Origin of the sequence: Micromonospora sp. CA-248260, assembly GCF_050942205.1 — a bacterium.
Classification (GTDB): domain Bacteria; phylum Actinomycetota; class Actinomycetes; order Mycobacteriales; family Micromonosporaceae; genus Micromonospora; species Micromonospora antibiotica.
This window is the reverse complement of record NZ_CP192021.1, coordinates 5263802-5275706: the sequence shown is the minus strand read 5'-3', so window position 1 is coordinate 5275706 and position 11905 is coordinate 5263802. Positions and strand designations below refer to the sequence as shown.

General features: G+C 73.8%; 10 protein-coding genes. 2 read left to right on the top strand and 8 right to left on the bottom strand.

Annotated elements, in window-relative coordinates; translation table 11 throughout:
• Positions 1-44 precede the first annotated feature (44 nt).
• The 5 genes from ACQP2H_RS22560 to ACQP2H_RS22540 form a co-directional block, all read right to left on the bottom strand.
• Positions 45-944, bottom strand: a complete 900-nt coding sequence (locus ACQP2H_RS22560) for a TIGR01777 family oxidoreductase (RefSeq protein WP_357535410.1) — start codon at positions 942-944, stop codon at positions 45-47.
• Between the two features lie 253 nt (positions 945-1197).
• Positions 1198-2211 carry an aldo/keto reductase gene (locus tag ACQP2H_RS22555; RefSeq protein WP_433228764.1) on the bottom strand — a complete coding sequence of 338 codons (1014 nt, stop codon included), beginning with the start codon at positions 2209-2211 and terminating at the stop codon, positions 1198-1200.
• Between the two features lie 124 nt (positions 2212-2335).
• Complete coding sequence (locus tag ACQP2H_RS22550) at positions 2336-3274, bottom strand: LLM class flavin-dependent oxidoreductase (RefSeq protein WP_433228762.1); 939 nt, start codon at positions 3272-3274, stop codon at positions 2336-2338.
• A gap of 231 nt (positions 3275-3505) precedes the next feature.
• Positions 3506-4024 (bottom strand): hemerythrin domain-containing protein, encoded by a 519-nt coding sequence (locus ACQP2H_RS22545; protein WP_219464058.1) that lies wholly within the window; start codon positions 4022-4024, stop codon positions 3506-3508.
• Positions 4025-4319: 295 nt separating this feature from the next.
• Positions 4320-4916, bottom strand: a complete 597-nt coding sequence (locus ACQP2H_RS22540) for a TetR/AcrR family transcriptional regulator (protein ID WP_433228760.1) — start codon at positions 4914-4916, stop codon at positions 4320-4322.
• Between the two features lie 298 nt (positions 4917-5214).
• Between ACQP2H_RS22540 and ACQP2H_RS22535 the strand changes: the two genes are divergently transcribed.
• Positions 5215-6159 (top strand): SDR family NAD(P)-dependent oxidoreductase, encoded by a 945-nt coding sequence (locus ACQP2H_RS22535; RefSeq protein ID WP_219464057.1) that lies wholly within the window; start codon positions 5215-5217, stop codon positions 6157-6159.
• A 223-nt stretch (positions 6160-6382) separates the two neighbouring features.
• Here the strand turns inward: ACQP2H_RS22535 and sucB are convergent, their stop codons facing one another.
• Positions 6383-8209 carry a 2-oxoglutarate dehydrogenase, E2 component, dihydrolipoamide succinyltransferase gene (sucB, locus tag ACQP2H_RS22530; RefSeq protein WP_433228757.1) on the bottom strand — a complete coding sequence of 609 codons (1827 nt, stop codon included), beginning with the start codon at positions 8207-8209 and terminating at the stop codon, positions 6383-6385.
• Positions 8210-8280: 71 nt separating this feature from the next.
• Positions 8281-9708 (bottom strand): dihydrolipoyl dehydrogenase, encoded by a 1428-nt coding sequence (gene lpdA / locus ACQP2H_RS22525; RefSeq protein WP_219464055.1) that lies wholly within the window; start codon positions 9706-9708, stop codon positions 8281-8283.
• Positions 9709-9850: 142 nt separating this feature from the next.
• On the opposite strand from lpdA, the gene ACQP2H_RS22520 reads away from it, so the two are divergent.
• A complete protein-coding gene (locus ACQP2H_RS22520; RefSeq protein ID WP_219464054.1) occupies positions 9851-10180 on the top strand; it encodes a hypothetical protein in 330 nt (109 codons plus the stop codon).
• 105 nt (positions 10181-10285) lie between these two features.
• Here the strand turns inward: ACQP2H_RS22520 and ACQP2H_RS22515 are convergent, their stop codons facing one another.
• Positions 10286-11857, bottom strand: coding sequence for a leucyl aminopeptidase (locus ACQP2H_RS22515; RefSeq protein WP_219464053.1), 1572 nt, complete (start codon positions 11855-11857; stop codon positions 10286-10288).
• Positions 11858-11905: the final 48 nt, after the last annotated feature.

Sequence of the window (11905 nt, the reverse complement as noted above, 5' to 3'; positions counted from 1 at the left end):
GGAACTGGACCGACCGGTCGGACCCGCGACCCCGACCCGGCGGGTCAGTCGTGCAGGGCGGCGTGCAGCGCGGCGGGCAGCTCGGGGTGGGTCCAGGGGAAACCGGCCCGGGTGAGCACGGCGGGCAGGACCCGGGTGCTGGTCAGCGCCTCCTGGGCGAAGCCGCCCAGGGCGACCTTCAGGGCGAGCGCCGGAATCGGGACGATCGCCGGCCGGTGCAGTTGGCGGGCGAACTCCCGGGTGAACTCGGCGTTGGTGACCGGGTGCGGGCCGACCACGTTGACCGCGCCGGCGACCTCCCCGGCGGTCAGCAGGTACACCGTGGCGTCCAGCCAGTCCAACAGTGAGATCCACGGCAGCCACTGCCGCCCACTGCCGAGCCGGCCGGCGATGCCCAGTTTGAACGGCAGCAGTTGCGGCTTGAGCAGCCCTCCGTCGCGGTGCAGCGGCAGGCCCGTCCGCAGCCGCACCACCCGTACCCCGGCGTCCTCGGCGGGCCGGGTCGCCGCCTCCCAGACCCGGCACACGTCGGCGAGGAACCCCTCACCTGCGGGGGCGTCCTCCTCGACCACCCGGTCGCCGGTGTTGCCGTACCAGCCGACCGCCGAGGAGTTGAGCAGCACCCGGGGCCGGTCCGCCGCCGGTAGCCCGGCGATCGTCACGGCCAGCGTGGTGGTGCTGTCCACCCGGCTGGACCGGATCACCCGGCGGTAGTCGTCGGTCCACCGCTTGTCGCCGACCCCGGCCCCGGCCAGGTTGACCACCGCGTCGGCCGCGGCCACCACGGCCGGGTCGAGCTGCCCGGCGGCCGGGTCCCACCGCTGTTCGTCGGGGGTACGCGGCGAGCGCCGGACCAGCCGGGTGACCTGGTGCCCGTCGCCGGTGAGCCGGTCGACCAGCCGGGTGCCGAGGAAGCCGGACACGCCGGCCATCAGGATCCGCATACCCCCATCTTCGGGCACGCGCCCCCGATCAGATGCGCCGACCACCAACCCCCCAACCCCCGCCCCCGCCCGCCTCGTCCCGGTGATCAAGAGGTTTGCGTCAAGATTGATCTTCAATTTGACCTGAACCTCTTGATCAACTGACCTGAACCTCTTGATCACCGGGGCCGGCTGGCGACCCGCCGAGGTGGGGTGGGGAAGTCGGGGCGGGAGGGAGGCGGGTGGGGTGGGGTGGGGTGCGCGGTGGCGGGACCTACCGGGTGGCGGGGGCGCCGGCGGGGGTGGGGCGCAGGTCGGCCAGGAGGCGCTCCACCTCGGCGAACGCGTCCGCCGGGAGGGGGCCGAGGGTGAGGGCGGCGAAGTTCTCCCGGGCCTGCGCCACCGTCCGGCACCCGGGGATCGGCAGCGTACGGGGGCTGCGGGCCAGCAGCCAGCCCAGCGCCCCCTGGGCGAGGGTACGGCCGTCCGAGGTCAACGCCGCCCGGATCGCCGCCACCCGGGCCGACCACTCGGGGGTGGGCCGGCCGTCGCGGAACCAGACCAGCCACTGCGGCGCCCGGCCCCGCACGTCGTCCGCGCCCAGCGTGCGGGTGGCCCCGGTGAGCAGGCCCATTGCCAGCGGTCCCCGGTTGAGGCTGGCCAGGTCGAAGGTGTCGCAGACGGCGAGCACCTCCGGGTTGTCGTTCAGCACCGACTCGTCGTGTTCGACGGCGACGCAGTGCGGCCCCGCCCCGGCGAACGCCCGCGCCGACCCCGGGTTGTCGGTGCTCCAGCCGTACCCGCGGATCTTGCCCTGGGTGACCAGGCCCTCCAGGGTGTCGACCAGGTCGAGCGCGGCGGACGCCGGCAGGTCGTTGAGGTGCAGCAGGTAGAGGTCCACGTGGTCGGTGCCGAGCCGACGCAGCGACCCCTCCAGGCTGGCCACCGCGTACGCCGGGCTGGCGTCCACGCCCAGCGCCCGCCGGGTCGCCTCGTCGCTGCGGTTGCCGAACTTGGTGACGATCACCGCCCGGTCCCGCCGGCCGGCGAGCGCCCGGCCGAGCACCCGCTCGCTGTGCCCGGCCCCGTAGTTGCTGGCCGTGTCGAAGAGGGTGACACCCAGGTCGAGGGCCTGGTGGATGGTGGCGACCGACTCGTCGTCGTCCACCTCACCCCAGCCGTACGGCTGACCGTCGTCGCCCCAGAGCGGGCCACCGATCGCCCAGCACCCCATGCCGATCGCGCCGACCTCGATTCCACTGCGGCCCAGAGTCCGTGTCGTCGTCATGCCGACCAGTGTTCAACCTGGAGCGCGCTCCAGGTCAAGCGATGGCCTCCGCCCCTCGGCGGACGCCCGACGCCCGTGGGTGTTCCAGCCCCGGCACCCTCCGCTGTGCCCGCGGACCGGGACCTCACCCGTCCCGCGTCGGTGCGGCGCCGGGCAGCCGGGACAGGACCGGGACGAGCGGTTCGAGGGCGTCCCGGCGTACCACGAAGCGGGTGACGCCCCAGCGACGCCGGTGGGCCGCGACCGCCGCGACGATCTCGTCCACCGTGCCGATCAACACGAACGGGGTGGCCAGCAGCTCGGCGACGGTCAGCCCGATCCGGCCGGCCTGTTCGGCGGCGGCGGCCTCGGCGTCGTCGGTGACCACCACCGTCTGCACCAGCGCCTCCACCGCGGGCGGGGTGTCCCGGCCGGCCGCGCCGGCGGCCACCTGGGCGAGCTGCGCCTCGATCTGGTCGGTCCGCCAACGCGCCTCGTGCCGGTGACCGTCGGCGAGGGTACGCCCGAAACCCGTCAACCCGACCACGTCGGCGTGCGCGCCGGCCCAGCGCAGCAGCGTCGAGTTGGCGGTGCCCATGGTCAGCGGGATGCGCTCCTGCACCGGCCGGGGCGAGGTCAGCCGGGCCTCCCGCGCCACCAGGTCGGGGGAGTCGACAGTCACCGGGGAACCGTCGAGCAGGGCACGGACCGCCTCGGCGACGGCCACGCAGCGGCGTACCCGGCCGGCCACGTCGGGGCGTACCCGGCCGACGGCGGCCCACTCGGCGGGGGTGTGGCCGGCCCCGACACCGAGCCGGGCCCGCCCGCCGGAGACCAGGTCGAGGGTGGCCACGTCGGCGGCGAGCAGGATCGGCTCCCGCACCCCCAGATTCGACACGTACGAGCCGAGCCCGATCGTGGTGGTCACCGACGCGGCGGCGGCGAGCGCGACGAACGGGGACGTCACGTCGCCCGGGTGGTCGGCGGCGAGCAGGGCGTCGAAGCCGACCGCCTCGGCCCGGCGGGCGAGGTCGACCCAGCCCGCCGCGTCGGTCGGGGTGGCCTGGAGCGAGAAGACGGTCACCGGCCCAGCTTTGCCGTCGCGTGCCGTTCCGGCCAGCCCGCGACCCCGGATTCTGCCAACCGGAGAATCACCGCCCGCGGTCCGACGGTCCTACCGCGCGCCCCGGCCGGGTCTGCTGCGCGCCGGCCGGGTCTGTTGCGCCCTGGCCGGGTCTGTTGCGCCCTGGCCGGGTCTGTTGCGGCCTGGCCGGGTCTGATGCGGCCTGGCCGGGTCTGCTGTGCCCCGGTGGGGTCACCAGTCCGGCGGTGGGGTCACCCCGAGCAGTTCGGTGGTGCCGCCGGCCCGGTCGCCGAGCGCGTCGAGGGCGGCGGTGAGGGTGCGTTCCTCGTAGCGGAAGTGCGATTCGAGGATGGCGGACAGCCCGTCCAGCTCGACGCGTACCCGGTCGAGGGCCGCCGGGTCGTCGGGCGGTGGGTCGGTGAACAGCGCCTCGATCCGGTGGACGATCCAGTCGACCATGCGGTGGTCCCGGCTGAGCTTGTCGAGCACGGGCCGCAGCTCGGGTGCCTCGTCGGCGAGCACCAGGAACGCCCCGGCGTCCTCGCCGGTGTGGTGCCGGGTGAGCGCCGCGCAGAAGCTGAGGCAGTGGGTGCGCAGGCCGCGCAGCCGGCCTGCCCCGGGTGATCCGTCGGGACCGGCGTCGAGGCCGGCCCGGAGCTGGTCGAGTTCGTCGAGCAACCAGAGGTGGATCTCTACCAGTTGGTGGCCGAGCGCGGTCAACCGGTCGGCCGGGGTGGAATCGGGGTGCACGTGTGTCCCATGCTGTCCCGCGCCTCCATGCCCTCGGCGGTCTCCTTGCCGGGTGCACTGCGACGCTGGCGACGATCCTACGACCCACCCGCCGCGCTGTCCGCCCTCCCACCGCCACGGATGCCGACCCACCGCCGGTTGTCGACCCGGCCCACCGTCACGGGTGCCGGCCCATCGCCGTGGGTGTCGACCCGACCTGTCGTCACGGGTGCCGGTCCATCGCCGTTGGTGCCGACCCGGCCCACCGTCACGGGTGTCGGCCCTGGCCTGCCGACGGGCGTCGGCACCCGGGCCGTCAGTGTCGGCGTAGGCCGGCCAGGAGGAGATCGAGCAGGCGGCCGGCGAGGTCTCGCTGCTCGGGTCCCTGCGCCGCCAGCGACATCCCGCCCAGCCCGGCCAGCACGTCGCCGGGGTCGACGTCCGGACGGATCGTGCCGTCGGCGACGCCGGCCGCCAGCAGCCGGGTCAGCGCGGCGACCAGCAGGTCCCGGCTCTGCGCGTACGGGTTGGTGCCGGCGGCGATCACCAGGCGCAGGGCGTCGGCCATGCCCCGTTTGGTGGCCAGGTAGTCGACGAAGCGGCCCATCCAGGCCCGGGTCGCCTCGGCGGGCGGCAGTCGGGTCAGCAGGTCGTCGGCGGCGGCACAGAGCTTGGCCAGTTCGCTGCGGTAGGCGGCCTCGACCAATGCCTCCCGGGTGGGGAAGTGCCGGTAGAGGGTGCCGATGCCCACCCCGGCGTCCCGGGCGATCGACTCCAGGGTCACCTCCGGCCCCTGTCGGGAGAACGCCTTCACGGCGGTGTCGAGCAGCCGCTGCCGGTTGCGCAGCGCGTCGGCGCGCAGCGGCCGGGAACCGCGCTCCGGCACGTCGCCTCCTGAGCGGTTCTGCGACACGTCGCCTCCTGGATCTGGTGCAGTGGTGCTGACGGGTGGTGTCTCCGGCGGTCGGGTCCGCTCAGGCCCCGGTCCGGGTCTGCTCAGGTCCGGGTCTGCTCAGGTCCGGGTCCGGGTCCGGGTCCGGTCAGGGTCGGGTCTGCTCAGGGGCGGGTCTGCGCGGGGATCAGGTCCGCTCGGGGGTCGGGTGGCAAACGGAGGATCCTCCGGTTAGGCTCGGAGTTGTAACGGAGGGCCCTCCACTTCTCATCGTAGCGGTCGGGTCGTCCGGCCCGTACCGCACCGACAAGGACGGATCATGACCACCGACTCGCCAGTCCACACCCCCTTCGACGCCCGTACCACCGCCCTGGAGGTGGTCCGCGACGTCGACCTCACCGGCCGCCGTGCCGTGGTGACCGGCGGTGCCTCCGGCATCGGCGTGGAGACCGCCCGCGCCCTCGCCGCCGCCGGAGCCGACGTCACCCTGGCCGTCCGGGACCTCGACGCCGGCCAGCGGGCCGCCGGGGACATCACCGCCAGCACCGGCAACGACCGGCTGCTGGTCGCCCCGCTCGACCTCGCCGACCAGGCGTCGGTGGCCGCCTTCGTGGCCACCTGGGACGGGCCGCTGCACCTGCTGGTCGACAACGCCGGCATCATGGCCTCGCCCGAGCGGCGTACCCCCGAGGGCTGGGAGTTGCAGTTCGCCACCAACCACCTCGGGCACTTCGCCCTCGCCACCGGGCTGCACCGCGCCCTCGCCGCCGCCGACGGTGCCCGCATCGTCTCGGTCAGCTCCGCGGCGCACCTGCGGTCCCCGGTGGTCTTCGACGACATCCACTTCCGGCAGCGCCCCTACGACCCGTGGGCGGCGTACGGGCAGTCGAAGACCGCGAACGTGCTGTTCGCCGTCGAGGCGACCCGGCGCTGGGCCGACGACGGCATCCTCAGCAACGCGCTGATGCCCGGCGCGATCCACACCAACCTCCAGCGGTACGTCAGCGCCGAGGAACTGGAGCGGATGCGGGCCGCCAGCGGTGGCGGCGCGGCCACCTGGAAGACCGTCGAGCAGGGTGCCGCCACCTCCGTCCTGGTCGCCACCTCGCCGCTGCTCGACGGGATCGGTGGCCGGTACTTCGAGGACTGCCAGCAGGCCGCCCCGCACCAGCCCGGCACCCGCACCGGCGTCGCCGCGTACGCCCTCGACCCGGCCGCCGCCGAGCGGCTCTGGACGGTCTCCGAGCAGACCCTGCGCGGCTGACCCGCCGATCCGCCGGGTGCCGTGCCCCGGCCCGCCCTGCTCGGATCGAGGGGCCCGACGTGCGGTAGCCGGTCGGTGCGCCCGCCATGCCCCTCCCCGCCCCGCGCGGCCCGGCACGGCCCGGCGGGTGGTGGCCGGTCGGTCCGCCCGTGCCGGCACCTGGCGTGCTGACGACGCAGGCGCCCCGGTCGACCGACCGGGGCGCCTCCGTCGAACGCGGGTGTTACAGGCCCAACTCGGCCTCGAAGTTGCCGCCCTCCAGCCGCTCCTTGACCGCGACCAGGAAACGGGCCGCGTCGGCGCCGTCGATCAGCCGGTGGTCGTAGGACAGGGCCAGGTAGACCATCGACCGGACCGCGACGACCTCGCCGAGGTCCGGGTCGTTCACCACGACCGGACGCTTCACCACGGCACCGGTGCCGAGCATCGCCGACTGCGGCGACGGCACGATCGGGGTGTCGAAGAGCGCCCCCCGGCTGCCGGTGTTGGTCAGCGTGAAGGTCGCCCCGGCGATCTCGTCCGGGCTGATCTTGTTGGTCCGGGTGCGCTCGGCCAGGTCGGCGATCCGCTTGGCGATGCCGCCCAGGTTGAGGTCGCCCGCGCCGTGGATGACCGGCACCATCAGGCCGCGCTCGGTGTCCACCGCGATGCCCAGGTGCTCGGCGTCGGGGTAGGTGATCGTGCCCGCGTCGAGGTCCATGCTCGCGTTGACGATCGGGTACGTCTGCAACGCCTCGATGGTCGCCAGGGCGAAGAACGGCAGGAACGACAGCTTCACGCCGTGCCGCTGCTGGAACGCCTCCTTGGCCTGGGCGCGCAGCTTGGCGATCCGGGTGACGTCCACCTCGATCACCGTGGTCAGCTGCGCCATCTCGTGCAGCGACTGCTGCATCCGCTTGGCGATGGTCGCCCGGATCCGGGGCAGCTTCTCGGTGCTGCCGCGCTTGGCGCTCGGCTGCGCCTTGGCCGCCGGCTTCGCCGGAGCCTTCGCAGCCGGCTGCGCGGGGGCCGCCGGAGCGGCCTTGGCCGCCTTCGCCTTCTCCGCCGCCTCCAGCACGTCCTGCTTGCGGATCCGGCCACCGACGCCGGTGCCGGTGACCGAGGCCAGGTCGACGCCGTGCTGGCCGGCCAGCTTGCGCACCAGCGGGGTCACGTAACCGGCGGCCTCCTCGCCGCCGCCCTGGACGGGGGCGGACGGCCGGGCCGGCGTGGCGGTCGGGGCGGCCGGCTGGGCGGCCTGCTCCGCCTTCGCCGGCTGGGCCGCCGACTCGGTCTCGGCGGCCGGCTCGTTGTATCCCGCGCCCTGGGTCGGCTCGGTGACCTCGGGCTCCGGCTTCGGCTCGGCCTTCGGCGCGGGCGTGGCCTGCGCCTTCGGGGCGGGCTCCGGCTCCGGCGTCGACTCGGCCGGGGCGGCGTCCGCCGTACCGATGATCGCCAGGTCCGCGCCGACGGCGGCGGTCTCGTCCTCCGCGACCTTGATCTCCAGGACGGTGCCGGCGACCGGCGACGGGATCTCGGTGTCGACCTTGTCGGTGGAGACCTCCAGCAGCGCCTCGTCGACCTCGACGGTCTCGCCGACCTGCTTGAGCCACCGGGTGACGGTGCCCTCGGTGACGCTCTCGCCCAGCGCCGGCATCTTCACCGCGGTGCCCTCGCCCGAGGACGCCGGGGCGGCCTGCGCCGCCGGCTGCTCCTGCTCCGGCTGCTCCGGCTCCGGGCCGGTGCCCTCGGCGGCGGCCGTCGGCTCGGTGGCCGGCTCGGCCTGCTCCGGCTCGGCGGCCCCGCCGTCGTCCTGCGAGCCGGCCGACTCGCCCTCGCCGGAGATGACGGCCAGTTCGCTGCCCACCTCGGCGGTCTCGTCCTCACCGACCACGATCCGGCTCAGCACCCCCGCGGCGGGGGAGGGGATCTCGGTGTCGACCTTGTCGGTGGAGACCTCCAGCAGCGGCTCGTCGACCTCGACGGTCTCGCCCTCCTGCTTGAGCCAGCGGGTGACGGTGCCCTCGGTGACGCTCTCGCCGAGCCGAGGCATGGTGACCGATACCGGCATGTTCTGAAACTCCTTCGTGGCCTGGTGCGATCCTCGCCCGCTTGCCGCCGGCGTCGCGGAATGAGTGTGGGTCAGGCGTGCGCGTGCAGCGGCTTGCCGGCCAGGGCCAGGTGCGCCTCGCCCAGCGCCTCGTTCTGGGTCGGGTGGGCGTGCACGAGCTGCGCCACCTCCGCCGGGTAGGCCTCCCAGTTGTAGATGAGCTGCGCCTCGCCGATCAGCTCGCCGACCCGGGCACCGACCATGTGTACGCCGACCACCGGCCCGTCCTCGACGCGTACCAGCTTCACGAAACCGGCGGTCTTGAGGATCTGGCTCTTGCCGTTGCCGCCGAGGTTGTAGTTGTAGACCTTGACCTTGTCGCCGTACTGCTCCTTGGCCTTGGCCTCGCTCAGCCCCACCGACGCCAGCTCCGGGTCGGAGTAGGTGACGCGCGGGATGCCGGCCTCGTCGATCACGGCCGGGTTCAGGCCGGCGATCTCCTCGGCGACGAAGATGCCCTGGGCGAAACCCCGGTGGGCGAGCTGGAGGCCGGGCACGATGTCGCCGACCGCGTAGACGTTCGGCACGCCGGTGCGCAGCCGCTCGTCGGTCAGCACGTACCCCCGGTCGAGCTTGACGCCCTGCTCGGCGTAGCCGAGGTCGGCGGTGTTCGGGCCCCGGCCGACGGCGACCAGCAGCAGCTCGGCCTCGACGGTCTCGCCGCCGGCGATGGTCAGCTTGACGCCCTTCTCGGTCTTCTCGACCTTCTCGAAGGGCTTGCCGACCTTGAAGTTGATCTTCCGCTTGCGGAACGCCCGCTCCAGCGCCTTGGACGACTCCTCGTCCTCGGCGGCCACCAGCCGGGGCAGCGCCTCGACGATGGTGACGTCCACCCCGAAGGACTTCCACACGCTGGCGAACTCGACGCCGATCACGCCGCCGCCCAGCACGATCACCGACGCGGGCACCCGGTCCAGGGTCAGCGCGTGGTCACTGGTGATGATCCGCTCGCCGTCGACCTCCAGGCCGGGCAGGCTCTTGGCGTACGAACCGGAGGCCAGGATCACGTTGCGGCCGGTGTAGCGCTTGCCGTCCACCTCGACGACGTTCTTGCCGACCAGCTTGCCGGCACCCGCCACGAAGGTGATGTTCTTGCTGCCGCCGACCAGCCCCTGCAGGCCCTTGTAGAGGCGGGAGATCACCCCGTCCTTGTACGCGTTGACCCCGGCCATGTCGATGCCGACCAGCTCGGCCTGGACGCCGAACTGCGCCGACTCCCGGGTCTGGTCGGCGATCTCCGCCGCGTGCAGCAGCGCCTTGGTCGGGATGCAGCCGTTGTGCAGGCAGGTGCCGCCGAGCTTGCCCTTCTCGATCAGCGCGACGGAGAGGTCAAGCTGGGCGGCACGCAGCGCCGCCGCGTAGCCGCCGCTGCCACCTCCGAGAATGACGATGTCGAAGGTTGCGTCGTTCGGCTCGCTCACGTCCAACTCCCTGGTCGCTTCGCTGCATCGGGGGGTCACGGCGGGGCGGCACGGGCAGACCCCACCTCGGTCATCTTGTCACTTGCCCGTCCGGGGCGCGTACCGAGGTGCCCAACGACACGTCCCCGACACGTACTCTTGGCACCGTCCTCGACGACGGACGGGGGAGAGGAGTAGCCCGGTGGCGCTGTTCCGGCGACGCAAACCGCCGACCCCGGCCAACCGTGACCGGCCGGCCGAACGGGCTGACCTGGATCACCTGGCCAACTTCGCCCGCACCCGCCGGGGGGTCGAGGCGTTCGTCGAACCCCGGACCACGATGACCGAGACCACCGTCATCATGATCGCCGACGACGGCGAGTGGACCCGGCGGCGCATCGACGGCCCGGAGGGCGCCCGCCGCTTCGCGCACGCCCTGGGCATCCCGATCTACGACGTCCGGCTGATGGGCTACCCGCAGCGGATGCGCGACTACAACGAACGCCGCAAACGCCGACCCGAGCTGTTCTGAGTCCCGCCCGGCGCCGGCGACGTCACGCCCGACCGGCGACGCGCCCGGCCCGGGAAAACGCGGACGGGACGCCCGTGGGCGTCCCGTCGTCGTGTCGCGAATCCGTCAGCCGTTGGCGGCGACGTCCTCGACCAGCTGCACCAGGGTACGCACCGGCACACCGGTGCCGCCCTTGGTCCAGTAGCCGGTCGGCTCACCCGAGTGGTAGCCGGGGCCGGCGATGTCGATGTGCGCCCAGGCGACGTCGTCGGTGACGAACTCGCGCAGGAACACCCCACCCTGGAGCATGTGACCGGCCCGGTCCATGCCCGCGTTGACCTGCGAGATGTCCGCCACGTCCGAGTCCATGCCCTTGCGGACGTCGTCCGGCAGCGGCATCGGCCAGGCCGGCTCGCCGACCGTGTCACCGGCCACCTTCACCCGCTCGCACAACTCGGGGGTACCCATCACCCCGGCGATCCGCTTGCCCAACGAGATCACCTGACCACCGGTGAGGGTGGACGTCTCGAACAGGTAGTCGGTGCCGTCGGCGCAGGCCCGGGCCATCGCGTCGCCGAGGATCATCCGGCCCTCGGCGTCGGTGTTGAGCACCTCGACCCGCTTGCCGTTGAACATGGTGACCACGTCACCCGGCCGGTAGCTGGTACCCGACGGCATGTTCTCCGCCATCGGCAGGTAACCGGTCACCGTCACGGACGGCTTGAGCGCGGCGATCGCCAGCATCGCCGCCCCGACGGCCGCCGCGCCGGCCATGTCGGACTTCATCTCCCACATGCCCTGCGCCGGCTTGATCGAGATACCGCCGGTGTCGAAGGTGATGCCCTTGCCGACCAGCGCGACCCGCTTGCCGTTCGTCTCACCCTGCGGGGTCCAGGTGAGCTTGACCAGGCGCGGCGGGGCCTCGGAGCCCTGCCCGACGGCGGTGATGCCACCGTACCCGCCGGCCCTCAGCTCCTGCTCGTCGAGCACTTCGACGTCGAGGCCGGCAGCGCGGGCGGCGGTGGCGACGGCGTCGGCGAAGGCCGGCGGACGCAGCTCGTTCGGCGCGGTGTTGACCCAGTCCCGGCTGGTGCGCACCGCACCGGCCACCGCGGTGGCCCGGTCGATCTCGGCCTTGGCGGTCGCGTCGGCGGCGTCCGGCACGGCGATCAGCACCTCGGCCACCGGCTCCCGCCGGGACGGCTGCGGCTTGGTCTTGTAACCGGCGAACCGGTAGCCGCCGAGCAGCGCGCCCTCGGCGACCGCGCGCAGCACGGCCGGGGCGTCGGCGTTGTCGGGCAGCGGCAGGCTCAGCGCCACCCGGGGTGCCCCGGCCAGCGCCCGGACCGCCGCGCCGGCGGCCCGGCGCAGGGTCTCCGGGGCGGGGGCGGCACCGGTCGGCTCCGGACCCAGCCCGACCGCCACGACCAGCGGTGCGGTGACGGTGCCCAGCGTGGCCAGCTTGATCACCTCGCCGGGGCCGCCGGTCGCGCCGAGCAGGGCCAGCGTCGCGGTCAGCTTGCCGTCGAAGGCGGCGGCGATACTCTCCGCGCCGTCGGCCAGCAGCAGGGTGCCGGCGGGACCGCTCGTGGCGTCCGGGCCGGTGGTCTGACTGTGTACGCCGATCACGATCGCGTCGACCGTGAGCTCGGCGGGGTCGGTGTCGACCAGGCTGAGGGTGGTGCTGGACGATGTCACTGAGCTACTCCGGGCGGGCCGGGCCGGCCGCGTCGTCGCGTACCGGCG

Excerpts from the sequence above, each read along its gene's own strand:
- ACQP2H_RS22560 (WP_357535410.1), bottom strand. The coding sequence starts at position 944 with ATGCGGATCCTGATGGCCGGCGTGTCCGGCTTCCTCGGCACCCGGCTG.
- ACQP2H_RS22555 (WP_433228764.1), bottom strand. The coding sequence starts at position 2,211 with ATGACGACGACACGGACTCTGGGCCGCAGTGGAATCGAGGTCGGCGCG.
- ACQP2H_RS22535 (WP_219464057.1), top strand. The coding sequence starts at position 5,215 with ATGACCACCGACTCGCCAGTCCACACCCCCTTCGACGCCCGTACCACC.
- sucB (WP_433228757.1), bottom strand. The coding sequence starts at position 8,209 with ATGCCGGTATCGGTCACCATGCCTCGGCTCGGCGAGAGCGTCACCGAG.